Source organism: Mycobacterium sp. NGS16 (genome assembly GCF_059813225.1).
The window spans coordinates 320,668-339,523 of sequence record NZ_JCALEE010000001.1; the positions used below are offsets into that span (position 1 = coordinate 320,668).

At 66.9% G+C, this 18,856-nt stretch carries 16 protein-coding genes; 12 read left to right on the plus strand and 4 right to left on the minus strand.

Annotated features, from left to right (window positions below; all coding sequences use genetic code 11):
- The first annotated feature begins 218 nt into the window (after positions 1–218).
- Positions 219–1,232: an acyl-CoA dehydrogenase family protein gene (locus AC5Y4Q_RS01575; protein ID WP_064921632.1), complete on the plus strand. Its 1,014-nt coding sequence runs from the start codon at positions 219–221 to the stop codon at positions 1,230–1,232.
- The gene (locus AC5Y4Q_RS01580; protein WP_064921633.1) at positions 1,216–2,391 is read left to right on the plus strand and encodes an acyl-CoA dehydrogenase family protein; all 1,176 of its coding nucleotides are present in this window, start codon (positions 1,216–1,218) and stop codon (positions 2,389–2,391) included. Before AC5Y4Q_RS01575 ends, AC5Y4Q_RS01580 begins: the two co-directional genes overlap by 17 nt.
- Positions 2,392–2,471: 80 nt before the next feature.
- On the opposite strand, the gene AC5Y4Q_RS01585 is transcribed toward AC5Y4Q_RS01580, so the two are convergent.
- Genes AC5Y4Q_RS01585 through AC5Y4Q_RS01600 form a run of 4 tightly spaced genes read right to left on the minus strand, consistent with a single transcriptional unit; the run spans position 2,472 to position 5,764 of the window.
- Positions 2,472–3,839: a cytochrome P450 gene (locus tag AC5Y4Q_RS01585; protein ID WP_499957701.1), complete on the minus strand. Its 1,368-nt coding sequence runs from the start codon at positions 3,837–3,839 to the stop codon at positions 2,472–2,474.
- Between the two features lie 16 nt (positions 3,840–3,855).
- Positions 3,856–4,062 carry a ferredoxin gene (locus AC5Y4Q_RS01590; RefSeq protein ID WP_064921635.1) on the minus strand — a complete coding sequence of 69 codons (207 nt, stop codon included), beginning with the start codon at positions 4,060–4,062 and terminating at the stop codon, positions 3,856–3,858.
- Positions 4,063–4,102: 40 nt separating this feature from the next.
- Positions 4,103–4,963 carry a mycofactocin-coupled SDR family oxidoreductase gene (locus AC5Y4Q_RS01595; RefSeq protein ID WP_064921636.1) on the minus strand — a complete coding sequence of 287 codons (861 nt, stop codon included), beginning with the start codon at positions 4,961–4,963 and terminating at the stop codon, positions 4,103–4,105.
- 42 nt (positions 4,964–5,005) lie between these two features.
- A complete protein-coding gene (locus tag AC5Y4Q_RS01600) occupies positions 5,006–5,764 on the minus strand; it encodes an SDR family NAD(P)-dependent oxidoreductase (RefSeq protein WP_064921642.1) in 759 nt (252 codons plus the stop codon).
- Positions 5,765–6,000: 236 nt separating this feature from the next.
- On the opposite strand from AC5Y4Q_RS01600, the gene AC5Y4Q_RS01605 reads away from it, so the two are divergent.
- Genes AC5Y4Q_RS01605 through AC5Y4Q_RS01650 form a run of 10 tightly spaced genes read left to right on the plus strand, consistent with a single transcriptional unit; the run spans position 6,001 to position 18,848 of the window.
- Positions 6,001–7,572, plus strand: coding sequence for an aldehyde dehydrogenase family protein (locus AC5Y4Q_RS01605; RefSeq protein WP_234786592.1), 1,572 nt, complete (start codon positions 6,001–6,003; stop codon positions 7,570–7,572).
- Positions 7,569–8,774 carry a CaiB/BaiF CoA transferase family protein gene (locus AC5Y4Q_RS01610; RefSeq protein WP_064921637.1) on the plus strand — a complete coding sequence of 402 codons (1,206 nt, stop codon included), beginning with the start codon at positions 7,569–7,571 and terminating at the stop codon, positions 8,772–8,774. The genes AC5Y4Q_RS01605 and AC5Y4Q_RS01610 overlap by 4 nt, the downstream gene beginning before the upstream one ends.
- 15 nt (positions 8,775–8,789) lie before the next feature.
- Entirely contained in the window at positions 8,790–10,037 is a 1,248-nt protein-coding gene (locus tag AC5Y4Q_RS01615; RefSeq protein WP_065019556.1) for an OB-fold domain-containing protein, read from the plus strand.
- Positions 10,034–11,203, plus strand: coding sequence for a thiolase C-terminal domain-containing protein (locus tag AC5Y4Q_RS01620; RefSeq protein WP_064922539.1), 1,170 nt, complete (start codon positions 10,034–10,036; stop codon positions 11,201–11,203). The genes AC5Y4Q_RS01615 and AC5Y4Q_RS01620 overlap by 4 nt, the downstream gene beginning before the upstream one ends.
- A gap of 21 nt (positions 11,204–11,224) precedes the next feature.
- Complete coding sequence (locus AC5Y4Q_RS01625) at positions 11,225–12,526, plus strand: MCE family protein (RefSeq protein ID WP_234786593.1); 1,302 nt, start codon at positions 11,225–11,227, stop codon at positions 12,524–12,526.
- Positions 12,523–13,551 (plus strand): MCE family protein, encoded by a 1,029-nt coding sequence (locus AC5Y4Q_RS01630; RefSeq protein ID WP_064922540.1) that lies wholly within the window; start codon positions 12,523–12,525, stop codon positions 13,549–13,551. The genes AC5Y4Q_RS01625 and AC5Y4Q_RS01630 overlap by 4 nt, the downstream gene beginning before the upstream one ends.
- Positions 13,552–13,597: 46 nt before the next feature.
- On the plus strand, positions 13,598–14,692 hold the full coding sequence (locus AC5Y4Q_RS01635; protein ID WP_064922541.1) for an MCE family protein: 1,095 nt from the start codon (positions 13,598–13,600) through the stop codon (positions 14,690–14,692).
- The gene (locus AC5Y4Q_RS01640) at positions 14,689–16,146 is read left to right on the plus strand and encodes an MCE family protein (RefSeq protein WP_064922542.1); all 1,458 of its coding nucleotides are present in this window, start codon (positions 14,689–14,691) and stop codon (positions 16,144–16,146) included. The genes AC5Y4Q_RS01635 and AC5Y4Q_RS01640 overlap by 4 nt, the downstream gene beginning before the upstream one ends.
- A complete protein-coding gene (locus tag AC5Y4Q_RS01645) occupies positions 16,143–17,303 on the plus strand; it encodes an MCE family protein (RefSeq protein WP_064922543.1) in 1,161 nt (386 codons plus the stop codon). The genes AC5Y4Q_RS01640 and AC5Y4Q_RS01645 overlap by 4 nt, the downstream gene beginning before the upstream one ends.
- Positions 17,304–18,848, plus strand: a complete 1,545-nt coding sequence (locus AC5Y4Q_RS01650; RefSeq protein WP_064922544.1) for an MCE family protein — start codon at positions 17,304–17,306, stop codon at positions 18,846–18,848.
- Positions 18,849–18,856: the final 8 nt, after the last annotated feature.

The following is an 18,856-nucleotide window of genomic DNA, read 5'->3' on the forward strand; positions in this document are numbered from 1 at the left end:
CTGCGCCCGCACCGTAGGCCGACCCTCATTGTATAGCTGTATTCTTTGCTTGCAAGAACTGGATTCTCATCCGGGAGGTCCCCTGCCGATGCAGGCAGGTGGCGCAGCGACCGCCTTCACCGCGCGACACGGTGTGACAACACGGTAACTCCGTTCGAGATCGTTACATTCGCTAACGAGAATGTTATTCTCAACGCGCGTGTCGAGGAGGTGACGCAATGCTGTTGGAGTTCGATGAGGATCAGCGACTGTGGCAGGGCACAGTGCGCGACGTGGTGGGCAAGCAGTGCTCACCCTCGTTGGTGCGCAGTGTCGCCGAGGCCGACGGCGACCCGCACGAGGCGATCGACTCGTTGTGGAAGGTCTACGTCGACCTGGGCTGGACCGAGCTGCACGAGCCGGAGACCGCGGTCGAGCTGGCGATCGTCCTCGAGGAACTGGGCCGCGCGACCGACCCCACGCCGTTTCTGGCGACGATGACACAGTTCGCCCCGTTGGTCGGCGAACACCATCGCCCCGACGGCTCCACCGGCGCGGCCGTGTTCAGCGGCGTGACCGCGCACCGTAACGCAGCCGGCTGGGTGCTGGAGGGAACCGCGCTGAACGTGCTCGACGGCGATCGGGCCGACCGGCTGGCGGTGGTCGCCGAGGCCGGGGTGTTCCTGGTCGACGCCGCGGCGGTGACGACGCGGAAGGCCTCGGTGTTCGATCCGACGTTGCATGTTGCCGATGTGACCTTCGCCGGAGTCGAGGTAGCCGACACCGCGCGGATGCGCGTCGATGTCCACCGGGCACGCCACGTCGCGCTCACCGGGATGGCGATGACGATGGTCGGCGCCTGCCAGCGCATCCTCGATCTGGCTCTTGAGCATGTGCGCAGCCGGCAGCAGTTCGGGGTGCCGATCGGCTCTTTCCAGGCCGTCCAGCACAAGGCCGCCGACATGCACGTGGCGATCGAGCGGGCCCGTGCCCTGGCGTATTTCGCGGCCCTGACGATCGCGGCTGACGATCCCCGGCGGCGGATGGCCGCGGCGATGGCCAAGGCCGCGGCCGGAGAATGCCAGTCGGTTGTCTTCCGGCACGGCCTGCAGCTTTTCGGCGCGATGGGCTTTACCTGGGAGAACGACTTGCAGTTCGCGCTCAAGCGGGCCAAAGCCGGTGAGCTGATGCTCGGTGGCGCGGCGGAGCACCGCGCGGCCATCGCCGAGGAGTACCTTGCAACTCACATTTGACGCCGAGGTCGAGGACTTCCGCGCCGAGTTCGCGGCTTTCCTCGAAGCCAATCTTCCCGCCGAGGCCGACACGTTGGAGCGCCCGCGGTCGGTGTCGCACATGCCGGGGTGGGCGCGGCGCTGGCAGCGGTTGCTGTTCGACAACGGCTGGCTGCTGCCCGGTAACCCGCCGGAATTCGGCGGCCGCAACGCCACGTTGCTGCAGCAGTTCGTCCACCTCGAGGAGCTGTGCCGGCGCCGGATCTATCACAGCTTCAATCCACAGGGTGTGAATATCATTGCGGCGTCGCTGCTTTCGTTCGGAACGGACGAGCAGAAACAACGCTGGGCGGTGCCGATTCTGCGCGCCGAGATCACCGCGTCGCTGGGGATGAGCGAACCGAGCGCCGGCTCGGATCTCGCGTCGTTGCGCACCAGGGCGGACCGCGACGGAGACGACTACATCGTCAACGGCCAGAAGGTGTGGACCTCCGGTGCGCACGATGCCGACGTGCTGCTGACGTTCGTGCGCACCGATCCGGATGCGCCGAAGCACAAGGGCATCAGCGTGTTGCTGATCCCCACCGACACTCCGGGAGTGGTGTGTCGCCCGTTCCCAACCATCTGCGGAATCGACGACAAAGACTTCAACGAGGTGTTCTTTACCGATGTGCGGGTGCCGGGCGAGAATCTCGTCGGCCCGCTCAATGGTGGTTGGCGGGTGGCCAACGGATCCCTCGGGCATGAGCGCACCATGATGTGGCTCGGGTTCGCCGACCGACTGGACAACGTGATCGCCGACTTTCGCCCCGATGGCGCGTTGGAGCGCGACCAATTCGCCACCGCCGTCATGGATTATCAGGCGTTACGCCTGCTGGGCTCCCGAGCACTGGCTCGGGCCGCCCGCGGCGAAGAGGATGTGCCGGCGCTGTCGGTGCTCAAGCTGCTCGGCTCAGAAGCCGAGATGGTTGCATCCGGTCATGCGCTGGACGCGGCCGGGTCGGCGGGCCTGGTCCATCCGGCGAATTCAGGCCCGTATGCGCCGATGAACCTCGACAGCTATTTCGCCAGTTGGTTTGAACGCCATGCCCGTAGCTTCTCGGGCACCATCGCCGGGGGAACCTCGGAGATCCACCGCAACATCATTGCTCAGCAGGTGCTGGGTCTGCCGCGAGGCTGACCCGGCCCCGCCGGCTGTGCGGTTTCGTACGCAACCCGCCGCCCAGCGCGTACGAAACCGCACAATGGGCGTTCGCGGTCTCAGTCGATGACCACGCTTTCCTTGCGCTCGGTGATCGGGCGGGCGCACTCCTGCTCGTCGCAGATCCGCTGCAGCTTCTCCAGCGTCTCGTCCAGACCCGGCCCGATCCGCTTGCCGGGGGTGAACGTGGCCGGCAGGTGCCGCATACCCTGGATGACACCGATGGTGTCGTAGTGCACCGTTCCCTCCGGGTCGCACCGATAGTCGGGCATCCGGTCGAGTACGGCGGTCAACATCGACTTGAAGACGGTGCGCGCCACGTTGGAGCCGACGCAGCGGTGCACCCCGAGGCCGAAGCTGAAGTGCCGGTTGCCCTTCCGGTCCATGATGAGTTGGTTGGGGTCATCGAAGATCGAGGGGTCCCGGTTGGCCATCGCCCAGGAGAGCCACAGTCGCTCACCCTCCTTGAATCGGGTGCCCACCAATTCGGTGTCAGCGGCGAAGGTACGTCCGTCGCCGGGAGCCGGGGTGAAGTAGCGCAGGAACTCCTCGGTGGCCGGGTCCAACAGGGTGTCCCGGTCTCGGCTGAGCCGTTCACGTTCCTCGGGGTGCTGCGACAGCCACTCCAGCGAGTGGGCGGTCAGCGCGGTGGTGGTGTCGAAACCGCCGCCGATCACCAGGCCCACCATGCCGAGCGCATCGATGTCGGGTACCGGTTGCCCGTCGATCCGCGCCTGCGCCAGCGCGTTGACGATGCCGGGGCGCGGGTTCTCTTTGATCTCAAAGTAATTGGTGAGCAGATCTAGGCCCATCTGGCGGTGCAGCTCGGCGACCCGCACCGAGTCCGGATCGTGTTCGGGGGTGTAGACCGCCGCATGGACCGGCTCACAGTAGATCGTCCAGTTCTTCAGCGGAATACCGAGCATCGCCAGCGTGAAGACGGCCGGCGCGATGTTGGCCAGGTCATCGACGAAGTCGATGTGGCCTTCTTCGATCTTCTCGTTGATGCAGGCGCGGACGATGTCGTGAATGAAGGGCTCCCACCGCTTGATCGCAGCGGGGGACAGGTAGGGGTTGACCACGTTGCGGTAGAAGCGATGTTCGTCGCCGTCCATTTCGAGCATGCCGCCGCGCACCCCGACTGCTCGCTTGGCCGGCGGGATGGAGATTCCCTTATAACCCCGCCGTTCGTTGTTGACGTCGTGGTCGTTGGAGATGTGCGGGCACCGGGCCAGCTCAAAGACCTCGTTTCCGCCGGCGGCAACCCAATGCCCGTCGTAGGCCTCGGTCCAGGCCATCGGACACTTGGTGTGCATCTCCGCGGTGATCGACTCGAAGTTCAGCCGGTACTCGGCGGTGTGCCGGTCGAAGTGATATGGCTGGTCCTTCTTGGGATCACTGTTGGTGACTGCTTCGTCGATACTCAACGCGTTGTCTCCCTTGTCATTGGCTGTCGTCGTCAGTGAGGATGATCGCCTGCTCCGGGCAGGAGCGGGCGGCTTCCCGCACCAGGTCGTGTTGGTCGGCGGGGACGACTTCCTTTGCCGCCGTGGAGTGACCGTCGATGTCGTCGAGGTCGAAGGAATCGGGCGCGATCATCTTGCACAGACCGTGGCCCTGACAGCGCTCCGGGTCAACCCAAACTTTCATGCTGCTCCTATCGAACGTGCCGAATCCGCCTCAGCCGCAATCAGACGTGGTAGTCGTACCACTTGAGGTATCCGCCGGCGTCGACCCGCAACTGCATGCCGGTGACGTACCGGGCCTCGTCAGACGCGAGCCACAGAACCGCGTTGGAGATGTCCTCCGGTTCGATGAACGGCACCTTCATCGCCTGCTGGACGTAGAAGACCGGTTCGGCGTCGGCGCGCGTCGGGTGTTCCAGGTCGGGGCGGAACGACCGGTACATCGGCTCGCTCTGCAACATATCGGTGTTGCAGTTAGTCGGGTGGATGACGTTGGCGCGGATACCGCGCACCGCCACCTCGGTGGCCAAGTCGTGAACGTACTGCGCGATAAGGCGTTTGGAGGTCATGTAGGCCATTCCACCCGGGTCGTTACCGGGATTGGCCTTCTGGTGGGCGTCCATCAGCGCCGCCGCTGAGGAGGTCGCGATGATCGATGCGCCCTCGCCCAGATGGGGCAGTGCGACCTGGATGCCGTTGATGGTGCCTACCAGGTTGGTGTTGATGACGTCGGTCCACGCCTGCAGCGGGGGGTTACCCTTCATGCCGGCCACGCCGGCTTGGGCGACGACGATGTCGAGCTTGCCGAATTCGGCGAGCCCGGCGTCCAGTGCGCTCTTCAGCGCCGCCGCGTCGCGCACGTCGGCCTGCGCGGTGACGATGCCGCGGCCGGTCTTCTCGACCAGCTTGGCGGTCTCCTCGAGGTCCTCGGGCCGTGCCATCGGATAGCCGATCGTCTCGATGTCTTGGCACAGGTCGACGGCGATGATGTCGGCGCCTTCTTCGGCCAGCCGCAGCGCGTGGCTACGGCCCTGTCCGCGGGCTGCGCCCGTGATGAATGCGACCTTTCCGGCAACACGTCCCACAACTGTTCCTTTCGTTGGTGCACACCGTCGGTGCGGCGAGTGTCAGGTGTTGCGACCGCCGTTGACGCCCAGGATCTGCCCGGTGATGTAGCCGGCCTCCTCTGACGCCAGGAACGCACACGCGGCGGCGATGTCTTCGGGCCGTCCCATCCGGCGCACCGGGGTCTTGGCGATGTTGTCCTCGATGTCGCCGAGGAACCCGTGGTCCGCGGCGTTGCGCAGCATGGGGGTGTCGATGAAGCCGGGCGGCACGGCGTTGACGGTGATTCCGCTGGGGCCGTACTCCAGTGCCAGGGTCTTGGTGAGTCCGTTCACGGCGGATTTGGCCGCCACGTAGTGCGCCATATAAGGAGTGCCGGAGTGCGTGCTCGACGAGGAGATGTTGATGATGCGTCCCCAGCCGGCCTCGACCATGTCGGGCAGCACCGCCTGAATGGTGTGGAAGACGCCGTTGAGGTTGATGTCGATGATCTGCTGCCAGTCCTCGAAACTGATGTGGCTGAACTTCTTGAAGCCGTCTTTGCCGGCGGCGTTGACGAGGATGGTGACCGGCCCCAGCTGCTGTCGGATCTGGGTCAACGCGGCGTCGATCTGGCCGCGATCGGTGACGTCGGCGGCGAAGGCGAGATCCTGCTCGCCGTGCCCGTGCGGCGCTCCCAGCTTCGCCTCTCCTCCGTCGAGGCTCGCTGAACCGCCGGGCTTCAGATCGATGACCGCCACCCGGTGGCCGTCGGCCCGCAAACGGTTCACCACGGCCGCACCGATGCCCGAGGCGCCCCCGGTCACAACAGCCGTTCTCACGAGGCCCGTCTCGGTCACAAAGAATCCCCTTTCCAAGGTGTGAGAATCGTACTCTCGTACAACTGTTTCTGGCAAGGTTCGGCTGAACCGGCTCCCAGCAGGGGCGATGCCGAATCGCCGCGCAGAGGCGTTGCCCAGCGGTCGGGCCGACAAGCGGCCAACCCCGCTTGAGTTCTCCCTGTCGAGATGTATGATTCGCCGCACATGAGAATGTAGTTACCCGGCGGGAGGCTTGCATGGGTTCGCAGGAAACGGCAGCGATCGTCGCCGGCGGTTCAGCGAGGCTCGACGGAGGAGAGCCGAAGCTGGGACCGCCGAATGATGCAGATGGTTCCGGCGGTGCGAAGGCCACCGAGCAGGTTGCCGCCCGGCAGCTGCTCATCGACGGCAAGCTGGTGGGCGCGGACCGTACCTACGCATCACTCAATCCGGCCACCGGAGAGGTCCTGGGCTATGCGCCGGACGCCGGCGTGGAGCAGGCTGCCGCCGCCGTCGCGGCCGCACGGCGCGCCTTCGACGCCGGCGACTGGGCGACCGACACCGCGCTGCGGATCCGCTGCCTCGATCAACTGCACCGCGCGCTCGTCGAGCACCGTGACGAACTCGCCGACCTCACCATCGCCGAAGTCGGGGCCACGGCGGCGCTGACCCAGGGCGCCCAGCTGGACCAGCCGATCGCGATCGTGCGCTACTACGCCGATCTGCTCCGCGACTATCCGATGACCGAAGACCTCGGCAACGCCGAGAGCCGCGGGATGCTGCACCACCGTTGGGTGGAGAAAGAAGCCGCCGGAGTCGTCGCCGCGATCATCGCGTACAACTACCCCAACCAGCTGGCCCTGGCGAAGCTGGCCCCGGCGCTGGCGGCCGGCTGCACCCTGGTGCTCAAGGCCGCGCCCGACACCCCGCTGGTGACGCTGGCGCTCGGGGAGATCATCGCCAATCACACCGACATCCCGGCCGGCGTGGTCAACGTGCTCAGCTCGTCGGACGCGGAGGTCGGCGCGGTGCTGACCACCGACCCGGACGTGGACATGGTCACCTTCACCGGATCCACCCCGACCGGGCGGGCGATCATGGCCGCCGCGAGCGGCACGCTCAAGCGGGTCTTCTTAGAACTCGGTGGCAAGTCGGCGGCGATCGTGCTCGACGACGCCGACTTCAACATGGCCGCGGTCTTCGCCGCGTTCTCGATGGTCACGCACGCCGGCCAGGGCTGTGCGCTGACGTCGCGGTTGCTGGTGCCCAACAGTCATCACGACGAGATCGTCGAGTTGATCAAGACCAACTTCTCGCATGTGCGCTACGGCGACCCGACGGACCCGAAGACCTACATGGGCCCGCTGATCAGTGCCAAGCAGCGCGACAAGGTCGACGGCATGGTGCAACGGGCGGTGGCAGCGGGGGCCACCCTGGTGACCGGCGGGGAAAAGGTCGATCCCGGCTTCTTCTACACCCCGACGCTGCTCACAGGAGTCGATCCGGACAGTGAGATCGCCCAGGAAGAGGTCTTCGGGCCGGTGCTGACGGTGATCGGCTACGACGATGACGACGACGCGGTACGGATCGCCAACAACTCGATCTACGGACTGTCGGGTGCGATCTTCGGCGGCCAAGACCGGGCGCTGGCACTGGCCCGCCGGATCCGAACCGGAACGTTCTCGATCAACGGCGGCAACTACTTTCATCCGGACGCCCCGTTCGGGGGATACAAGCAGTCCGGGATCGGACGGGAGATGGGCGTCGCCGGGCTGGAGGAGTTCCTGGAGCGCAAGACGTTTGCCGCACCCGTTGGAGCGGCCGGATGAGGCCGCTGGAGGGCATCCGGGTGCTCGAGGTCGCGATGTACGGCTTCGTTCCGTCGGCCGGTGCGGTGTTGGCCGAGTGGGGCGCCGAGGTCATCAAGGTCGAGCACGCGGTCACCGGAGACCCACAGCGCGGGTTGCGCCAAACCGGCCAGCTGAAGGTGGAGGGTGACCCGAATCCCAACATCGAACACGCCAACCGCGGCAAACGCAGCATCGGCCTGGACATGGCGGTGCCCGAAGGGCGGGAGGTGCTCTATGAACTGGCCCGCCGCGCCGATGTGTTCCTGACCAGCTTCTTGCCGGCGCACCGGCGCAAGTTCGGCATCGACGTCGACGACATCCGGGCGATCAACCCGAAGGTCATCTATGCCCGCGGCAGCGCACTGGGCCCGCGCGGGGCCGAGGCCGAAAAGGGCGGCTACGACATGACCGCCTTCTGGTGCCGGGCGGGGACCGCGGCGACCATCACCCCGCCCGGGACCGAGGGCATGATCGCGCCGCCGGGGCCCGCCTACGGCGACACCATCTCCGGCACCAACCTGGCCGGCGGGATCGCGGCGGCGCTGCTGAAAAGGGAACGCACCGGTGAGCCGTCGGTCGTCGACGTGTCGCTGCTGGGCAGCGGACTGTGGGCGATGGGCCACACGGTGGCCCTCACCAAACACCTCGGTCAGCGGCTGGAAGCGCCGGTGCCCGGCGTGCACGGCTCGCCGGTCAATCCGTTGACCGGTCTGTACGCCACCGCCGACGGGCGCTACATCTCGTTCGTGATGATGCAGCCGACCAAGTTCTGGGCCGACGTCTGCCGGCACATCGACCGCCCCGAGCTCATCGACGACCCGCGGTTCGCCACCGCCGAGCAGATCGCAGCCAACACCGCGGAAGCGGTCAAGATCCTCACCGAGGCGATCGCCGCCCGCTCCTTGGCCGAGTGGAGCGAACGCTTCGCGACGCTGGCCGGGCCGTGGGCGCCGGTCCAGGACACCCTGCAGGCGGCCGAGGACGCCCAGATCCGCGCCAACGACTATGTCATCCGGGCGGGTGAGCTCGAATTGGTCGCCAGTCCGGTGCAGTTCGACGTCACCGCCGCCGAAACCGGCCCGGCCCCCGGCTTCGCCGAGCAGACCGACGAGATCCTGACCGACCTCGGCCTGGACTGGGACCGGATCATCGAACTGAAGACCGTCGGCGCGGTCACCTGAAAGCCTGGGATCGAGATGCCGCACGTAGCTTCGATTGGCACCTACTTGCCGTGCTGGGGAACCGCCCTGCGGCGGCTGGCCGGTGACGACGAGGACGCCATCACCCTGGCGGTTGAGGCCGGCCGTGCCGCGCTGGCCGAAGGCGGGGCGGTGGAGCGGCTGGTGATCGTGAGCCGCGACCTTCCGTTGACCGAGAGCAGCAACGCCGCGGTGCTGCTGGCCGGGTTGGGCTTGGATCCCGAACTGGAAGTGGTCGAGCGGCTCGGCGGTGCGCCCGCCGCGCTGGACGCCCTGAGTTCGGCGCGGCCGAGGACCCTGATCATCGGCGTCGATGTCGTCCCGGCCGACGGATCAGCAAGGCTCGACGGAGGAGAGGCGAAGCTGGGACCGCCGTATGGGAGCGGCGCCGTGGCGGTCCTCACCGCCGAGAACGGGCTGCGGGTGCGCACCGCGGCCCGCATCGCACGCAGCCTGCCGGTGCGTACCCGCAATGACGGGGTGGTGCACGACTACGGCGACCCGCGGTTGCTGCACGAGCGGGGAGTGGTGGCATCGCTGGCCCAGGCCTGGGCCGACACCCCGGTGATGCTGGCCGGGGTCGAGCACGAGCGCGCCGTCGCCTTGTGCAGCGGCGAGCCGGCGCCGCTGCCGACCAACGGCGCCAGCTCGGGGCTGTTCGCACTGGCGGTGCTGGCCGAGACGCAGACCGAGGGACCGCTGATCGCGGTCGAGCAGGCCAACCTGTCCGGCATCAACGTGTCCGGCGGTGAGGTCACGGTGCACCGCCGCGAACCGGTCGCCCGGCCGGTACCGCCGAGCGTGCTGACGCCGGGCGCGGACCTGCCGATCTCGCTGGCGGCCTACGAGCGTGCCTTCGAGGCCAAGGTGCGCTGGGAGGCGGGCAAGCACCCCGACAGCGACGAACTCGACTTCCCGCCGCGCTACCGGGTCGGCGCGGACAGCACGCTGAGCACCGACTACGAGCTGGTGGAACTCCCTCGCACCGGCACCGTCTACACCGAGGTCAGCGTGCACCTGCCGGTCCCGGGTCTGCGGACGCCCTACTCGCTGGTGATCGTCGAGCTCGATGACGTCGCGGTCCGGGCCCTGGTGAAGGTGACCGGAGCCCCGGCCGGCAGCGCCTGGATCGGCGACCGCGGCCGGCTGGTGCTGCGCCGGATCGCGGTGCGCTCCGGGGTGCCCGACTACGGCTACGCCTTCGAGCCGTTCGACCCGGCGGATCAACCGGAGGCGGTCGCATGAGACGCGTGGCGATTGTCGGCGCCGGGATGACGCCATTCCGGGAGCATTTCGCGCTGGGCATCAAGGACCTGTTGCCGATGGCTTTCGCCGAGTGCGCCGCGACCGTCGACAAGGGACTGGCCAAGACCGATGTCCAGGCGGCCTGGTTCGGGGCGCTGGGCACCACCGACGGCTTTCCGTCCGGGATCCTGGCCGACACACTGGGGCTGCCGGACCTGCCCGTCACCCGGGTGGAGAACTCCTGCGCCACCGGCAACGACGCGGTCCGCAACGCACTGTTCGCGGTAGCCTCCGGCGCGCTCGACGTCGCCCTGGTCATCGGCGCGGACAAACTCCGTGAGATCGCCACCAAGGACATGCTGTGGGCCTGGGAGGGGGCGGTGGGCAACATGGCGTGGGACTATCCGCTCGGCTTGGTGGCCCCCGCCGGTTTCGCCTTGCATCTGCAGCGCTATCTGCACGAATCGCCCGCCACCCGGGAACATCTGGCGATGGTGGCGGTGAAGAACCACCGGCACGGAGTGGCCAACCCCAAGGCTCGGCTGCGCTTCGAGATCACCCTGGAACAAGCCCTCGAAGCCCCCATGGTGGTGTCGCCGTTCGGCGTCTATGACTGCGCGCCGCAGAGCGACGGCGCGGCCGCTTTGGTGCTCGCCGCCGAAGACGTGGTCGACCGCTTCACCGATCGACCGGTGTGGATTCGCGGGGTCGGGCTGGGCCTGGACTCGGTGATGCACCAGCACAAGCGCGACATGACGACGTTTCCGGCGACGGTGCGCGCCGCCAAGCAGGCGTTCGCCATGGCCGGATTGACGCCGGCCGACATCGACGTCGCCGAAGTGCACGACTATTTCACCGGGGTGGAACTGATCAGCTACGAAGATCTCGGGTTCGCGGAACGGTTCGAGGCTTACAAACTGCTGGAAACCGGGGTGACCAGCGTCGGGGGCGCGCTGCCGGTGAACCCCAGTGGCGGTTTGAAATGCAAAGGCCACCCCCCGGGTGCCACCGGTGTGGCACAGTGCGTAGAACTCTTCGAGCAGTTGCGCGGTACGGCGGTCAATCAGGTCGATGGCGCCCGGATCGGCTTGGCGCACAACATCGGCGGTCCGACTGCGGTATCGGCGGTCACCATCGTGGAAGGGGGCGGCGATGGATCACGCTGACGGCAGGGTGACGGCGGGGTAATGGTTCTCGGGGCGACCGCAGATCCACCGTTGGGACGACAAGTCGACGACTCGGACCAGCGGGGTTCCACCGCGCGGAGACGTCGGGCCGTCGGTCAGCGCCGGGAGCAGCCGGCCTACCTGCGGCCCCTGGTCGGGCTGGTGACGATCGTGACGATCGCGGTGGTCGTCGGGCTGGCGATCGGCTTGTTCCGCGGCAGCTTCACCGGCACGGTGCCGGTCACGGTGGTCTCGCAGCGGGCCGGTCTGGTGATGTATCCCGACGCCAAGGTCAAACTGCGCGGGGTTCAGGTGGGCAAGGTCGGGGCCATCGATCCTCAACCGGACGGCACCGCGGTCCTGCGGCTGGAGATGCAACCGGAGCAACTGCGGTTGATTCCGGCGAACGTCACCGCCCGGATCGCCTCCTCGACCGTGTTCGGCGCTAAGTCGGTCGAGTTGGTGGCGCCGCCGGATCCGGATGCAACCAGGCTGCATGCCGGCCAGGTGCTGGCGGGCGAGCATGTCACCGTCGAGATCAACACGGTGTTCCAGCAACTGGTGCGGGTGTTGGACAAGATCGATCCGAAGAAGCTGAACGAGACCCTGAGTGCGGTCTCGACCGCGTTCAACGGACGCGGGCAGAAGTTGGGGCAGGCGCTCACCGACTTCGACAAGCTGCTGGCCGAGATCGAGCCCAGCCTGGGCACCCTGGAACACGAGGCCGCCACCATGGCACCGGTGTTCCGGTCTTACGCCGACGCGGCGCCCGATCTCACCGCCGCGCTGGGCGCCACCAACACCATGAGTGAGAGCATCGTGGCCGAGCAGAACAGCCTGGACACCTTCCTGATGGCCGCGATCGGTCTTGCCGATACCGGCAACGAGGTGCTGGGCGAGAACCGGCAGGCCCTGACCGACCTGACGCACGTGCTGGAGCCGACCGCGCAACTGTTGGATAAATACCACGAGGAACTCGGCTGCTCGATCGGCGGCTTGGTGCCGTTCGCCAAGTCCGTGCCGTTCCATGTGCCCGGCATCATCATCACGGCCAGCTTCACCTTGGCCAAGGAACGCTACCGCTACCCCGATCATCTGCCGAAGGTGGCGGCCCGCTCCGACCGTTCCTACTGCACCGAACTGGGCCTGCCCGACGTACCGCCGGAATACCGGGTGCCCGCGTTGATCGCCGACACCGGAGCGAACCCGTACGAATACGGCAACCAGGGCATCCTGCTCAACTCCGATGGCCTCAAGCAGGCGCTGTTCGGACCGATCGGTGGGCCGCCTCGCAACAGCGCCCAGGTGGGGATGCCGGGATGAGAAGAGAACTGGGACCCCTGGTCAAGTTCGGCATCTACGCCGCGGTGATGGTGCTGGCCACGATATTTCTGTTCGCGATCTTCGCCGAGGTCCGGACCGGACCGACGGCGGGCTACCAGGCGGTCTTCTCCGACGCCTCCCGGCTCAAGGCCGGCGACAGCGTGCGGGTGGCCGGAGTCCGGGTCGGCACGGTCGGTCGCGTCTCCCTGCGTCCGGACGGCACGGTGCTGGTCAAATTCCGGGCCGACCGGAACATTCCGCTCACCACCGGCACACAGGCCTCGGTGCGTTACCTGAACCTGGTCGGTGACCGCTATCTGGAACTGACGGACGGGCCGGGCTCGACCCGGCTGTTGCCGGTGGGTTCGGAGATCCCGCTGGAGCGGACTGCGCCCGCACTGGATCTGGACCTGTTGCTCAACGGCCTCAAGCCGGTGATCCGTGGACTCAATCCCACCGACGTCAACTCGCTCACGGCCTCGTTGATCCAGATCATGCAGGGCCAAGGCGGCACCATCGACTCACTGATGTCGCGGACGTCGTCGTTCTCGACCTCCCTGGCCGACAACAACCAGGTGATCGAGTCCCTGATCGACCAACTGCGCACGACGCTGGCCACTTTGTCCAACGGCGACAAGCGGTTCTCCGGGGCGATCGACCGGCTCGGCAAGCTGGTCGCCGGGCTGGCGGCCGACCGCGACCCGATCGGGACCGCGGTGACGGCACTGGACCGCGGCACGGCGTCGCTGGCCGATCTGCTCGGCAACGCGCGGGATCCGTTGACCCACACCATCACTCAGGTCGATCGGTTGACCACCGCGATCAACGCCGACCTGGCCGGCCTGGACATGTCGTTGCAGAAGGCGCCGGAGAACTACCGCAAGGCCATCCGGCTCGGCGCTTACGGCGGGTTCATCCAGTACTACCTCTGCGCGGTCCAGATCCGGGTCAGCGACACCCAGGGACGCACCGCGGTGTTCCCGTGGATCAAAGCGGAGGAGGGCCGATGCAGCGACACCGAGTGAGCAGCACGCTGCCCGGTCCCGCGCCGGCACGGCGGGGGGCCCGCTGATGCTGAAGTATCGCGGCGGCCATCTGAGCAGGATGGGCTTGATCGGCATTGTGGTCGTGGCCTTCGTGGTCGCGATCGGGCTGCAGCCCGAGCAGTTGATCCAGTGGGCCACCTGCGTGCGCTACCAGGCCCGGTTCGCCGAAGCCGGTGGCCTGAGCACCGGTGCCGACGTCACGCTGTCGGGGATCAAGGTCGGCTCGGTCACCGATGTCGCCCTCGACAACGGCGACGCATTGGTGACGTTCACCTTGGCCGGCAAGTACCCGCTGGGATCGCAGACCACCGCGCACATCCGCACCGGGTCGCTGCTCGGCGAGCGAGTGCTGACCGTGGAGCCGGCCGGCAGCGGCAAGATGCGTCCGCTCGAGGCCATCCCGCTCACGCGTACGTCGTCGCCGTACTCATTGGTCGACGTCGTCGGCGAACTGACCTCCAATACCGCCGGCACCGACACCGAGTCGCTGAACCGGTCGCTGGACACCCTCTCGGACACCATCGACCAGATTGCTCCGCAGTTGGGGCCGACGTTCGACGGACTGAGCCGGCTGTCCCGGGCGGTGAACAGCCGCAACGAAGGCCTTGCCGACCTGCTGAAGTCGGCCGCGGATCTCACCGGTGTGCTCTCCGAACGCAGCAAGCAGATCAATTCGCTGATCCTGGACGCCGACAGCCTTGTCGAAGTGCTCAACACCCGACGGCAAGCAATCGTCAACCTACTGGTGAGCACGTCGGCGGTGTCGCGGCAGCTGTCCGAACTGGTCGCCCAGAACAACGAACAGCTCAAACCGACGCTCGACAAGATCATCGAGCTGAACAAGATCCTGGAGAAGAACCGGGACAACCTCGCCAAGGCGCTGCCCGGCCTGGCGAAATACGAACTCACCCAAGGCGAGACGGTGTCCAACGGGGCCTACTACAGCGCTTACGTGCCGAACATCTTCCTGCCGCAGCTGCTTCAGCCGTTCATGGACTACATCTTTGGCTTCCGGCGCGGCGTCGATGCTGGGCAACCGCCGGACAATGCCGGGCCGCGTGCCGAACTGCCGTTCCCGATCAACGGGATTCCGCAACCAGGAGACTTGCCGCCCCGATGAAGACTCGTAAACCTCTGCAGATGGCGGCGGCCGCCCTCGTGGCACTGCTGCTGCTGGCGGGTGCGGGCATCCTGGTCCGCCAAACCATCTTGAAACCGACCCGGATCACCGCGTACTTCTCCTCGGCGACCGCGATCTATCCCGGTGACGAGGTCCGGGTCGCCGGGGTGAAGGTCGGCACCATCGACCGCATCGAACCGCAGGGTACGCAGGCGAAATTCACCCTGCGGGTCGACCGCAAGGTGCCGGTCCCGGCCGACGCGAAAGCTGTCATCGTCGCGCCCAACCTGGTGGCGGCGCGGTTCGTTCAGTTGACGCCCGCCTACCATCGCGGTGACGGACCGACCTTGCCTGATGGCGCAGTGATCCCGCGAGAGCACACCGCGGTCCCGGTCGAGTGGGACGAGGTCAAGACCCAGTTGAATCGGCTTGCCGCCGAATTGGGGCCGCGCAGCGGCGTCTCGGGAACATCGGCGTCGCGCTTCATCGACAGTGCGGCCAACGCGATGGACGGCAACGGCGCCAAGCTGCGTGAGACGTTGGCGCAGCTGTCCGGCATGGCCCGGATCTTCGCCGAGGGTAGCGGCAACATCGTCGACATCATCTCGGGCCTGCAGACCTTCGTGACTGCGCTGCGCGACAGCGATCAGCAGATCGTGGTGTTCGAATCCCGGCTCGCCACCTTGACGAGCGTGGTCAACGACAGCCGATCCAACTTGGATGCAGCTCTCACCGATTTCGCCGGCGCGATCGACACGGTGCGGGATTTCGTGGCGGGCAGCCGCGCCGAAACCGCCGAGGCGCTGAAGGGTGTGGCCAATGTCAGCCAGACGCTGGTTGATTCGAAGAACGCGATCCGCAACATCTTGCATATCACCCCGAACGCGATCGCCAATACGCTCAACATGTACAACGTGTCCAGCGGGACCCCGGTGGGTTCGTTCGCGTTTGCCAACTTCAGCAACCCGGTTCAAGCGATCTGCACGATGACCGGCGCGATCGGCAACGCGACGTCGACCGAGACCGGCAAGTTGTGCGAGCAATACCTCGGGCCGGCCCTGCGGCTGCTGAATTTCAACGGGCTCCCGTTGCCGATATCCCCATATCTGACCAAGGCGGCCAGCCCGGAGAAGTTGATCTACACCGACCCGGCGTTGATGCCGCACGCGGAGCACCCGGGCAACCTGCCCGAACAGGAGCCGTCGATCTCGGCCTACACCGGATTGCACGGTGACGTCCCCCCGCCCCCGGGCTGGACGGATCCGCTACAACCACGCGGCTCCTTGGCACCGGACGGACTGCCCGCCGCAGCGACACCGCCGCTGATCCCCGGGGTGCCGCTGCCGAGCCCGACCACGTTCGACGGAATGCTGCTGCCGGGCGGCCCGCCGCTACCCGGCCCGCCGCCCGGACCGCCGGGACCGCTGCCCGCAGAAGGGGGACCCACGCCATGATCGGTCTGCACTCACTGCGGCGTGGCGCGGCGGTCGCCTTCCTGGTCTGCTGCACTGCGACCGGCTGCGCCTTCGGTGGGCTCAACTCGATGGCTCTGCCGGGTGTTCAGGGCCGCGGAGCCGGGGCGCAGCATTTCACGGTCCAGCTGGCCAATGTCGGGACACTGGAATCCAATTCGCCGGTGATGCTCTCCGACGTGGTGATCGGCAGCGTCGGCAAGATGACCGTCAGCAACTGGCATGCCAACGTCGACATCGCAGTCAACCCCGGCGTCGAAGTCCCGGCCAATGCGGTGGCGACCGTCGGGCAGACCAGCCTGCTCGGTTCGATGCACCTAGCGCTCAATCCGCCGATCGGGCAGGCGCCGACGGGGCGGCTGATGTCGGGGGCCACCATCGGTTTGAGCGACTCGTCGACCTATCCGTCCACCGAGCAGACCCTCTCGTCGCTGGCGGTGCTGGTCAACGGGGGCGGGCTCGGTCAGATCGGTGACATCATCCACAACTTCAGCGCCTCCATGGCGGGACGCGAAGCCGACATTCGCGATCTGATCGTCCGGCTGGACAACTTCACCGGCGCGCTGGACCGGCAGCGGGACAATATCGTCGAGGCCATCGGCGAGATGAACCGGGCGGCCACGACTTTTGCCGGGCAGCGCGACACCATCAACCGTGCGCTGAACAAGATCCCCCCGGCCATCGACGTCTTGATCAGGGAGCGCCCCAAGTTCGTCACGGCGATGACCAAGCTGGGGCAGTTCAGCGACCTATCGGCCGGTCTGGTCAACGACTCCGGGCATCAACTGGTCTCCGACCTCATCCACATCGAACCGGCGTTGCGTTCGCTGGCCGACATCGGACCGGAGCTCAACTCGGCAGTGGCTTACGCCTCGGCCTTCCCCTACGGCCCCAACGCGATCGAGCGCGCCGTGCGGGGCGATTTCTTGAACCTGTTCGCCGTCTTCGACCTCACCAAACCGCGACTCAAGCGGGCCATGTTCGCCGGCACGCAGTGGGGCGACGAGGACGCAAAACTGGTTCCGGCGCCGGGTGATCCCTGGTACCTGAACTATTCCTACGATCCGCTGCAAGAGCCGATTCTGCGGTCATCGGGTCAGGCCCCGCCGGGAGCGGTGGCCTCGGGAGGCGGTGGCTAGATGCTGACACGCTTTGTCCGGATTCAGCTGATCCTGTTCCTGGTGGCGTCGGTGATCGGCGTGGCAGCCATGCTTTTCGGCTACATGCAGGTGCCGACCATGCTCGGGATCGGCCGGGTGGTGGTCAAGCTGGACCTGCCCGAAACCGGGGGGCTTTACCGATTCTCCAACGTCACCTACAACGGGGTGCAGGTCGGCACGGTCACCGATGTCGCGCTGACCGGCAACGGTGTGCGTGCCACGCTGTCGCTGGATCGGTCGCCGAAGATTCCGGCCGACCTGGTGGCCGCGGTCCGCAGCGTGTCGGCGATCGGCGAACAGTATGTCGACCTGCAGCCGCGCAGCGACGGCGGTCCGTACCTGCAGAACGGTTCGGTGATCGCGGCCTCCGACACCCAAGTGCCCCAACAGGTCGGTCCGATGCTCGATCAGGTCAGTGCCCTGGTCGACTCGATCCCGAAGGACAAGCTCAGCAATCTGCTCGACGAGACCTTCCAGGCGTTCGACGGTGCCGGCTACGACTTCCAGTCACTGCTCGACTCGGCGACCACCATCAGCGGCGACGCCAACCGGGTCTCGGACAAGGTACGCAGGCTGGTCGACGACGGTGCGCCACTGCTGGACTCCCAGGAACGAAGCACTGATGCGATCCGGACCTGGGCGCGCAGTATGGCCGGGATCTCCGAACAGGTAGCCGCCAACGACCCACAGCTGCGCGCGATCCTGCAACGCGGCCCCGGATTCGCCGACGAAGTCTCGGGCCTGATGCAGGATCTCAAGCCGACGCTGCCGATCCTGCTGGCCAACCTGCACACTCTCGGGCAGGTGCTGATGGTCTACAACCCATCGCTGGAGCAGTTGATGGTGCTGCTGCCCGGATACATTGCGGCCCAGCAGTCATTCGGTCTGCCCAAGAACAACCCGACCGGGCTGCCGCAGGGCGACTTCACGCTCACCTTCGGTGACCCGAATCCCTGCACCGTCGGGTTCCTGCCGCCGTCATCCTGGCGTTCGCCGGCCGACACGACCACGATCGACACCCCCGACGGTCTGTACTGCAAACTGCCGCAGGATTCACCGGTATCGGTGCGCGGCGCCCGCAACTTCCCCTGTATCGAGCACCCGGGCAAGCGCGCGCCGACCGTCGAACTCTGCGACGACCCCAAAGGGTTCGTCCCGATCGCGATGCGGCAGCACCTCACCGGCCCCGGGGCGTTCGACCCGAACCTGCTCAAGCAGGGCATCCCGGTCGATGACCGCGTCGACTTCAGTGACCGGCTCTTCGCTCCCGTCGTGGGCACCCCGCTGCCGCCGTGGGCCACCCCGTCGGGCACGCCGCCCGATTCCCCGCGGCCGGTGGTGCCGGCGCCGCCGCCGCCGTTCGCCGGGCACGACGGGAGTGCTGACCAGACGCCCTCGGTCGCCGTGGTGCCCTACGACCCGAACACCGGCAAGTACATGACCCCCGACGGGCGCTACGAGCAGCAAACCAACCTGGTGCCCGGTTCCGGACCCAAGTCGTGGACCGACTTGATGCCATCTTGAGTGCCGAA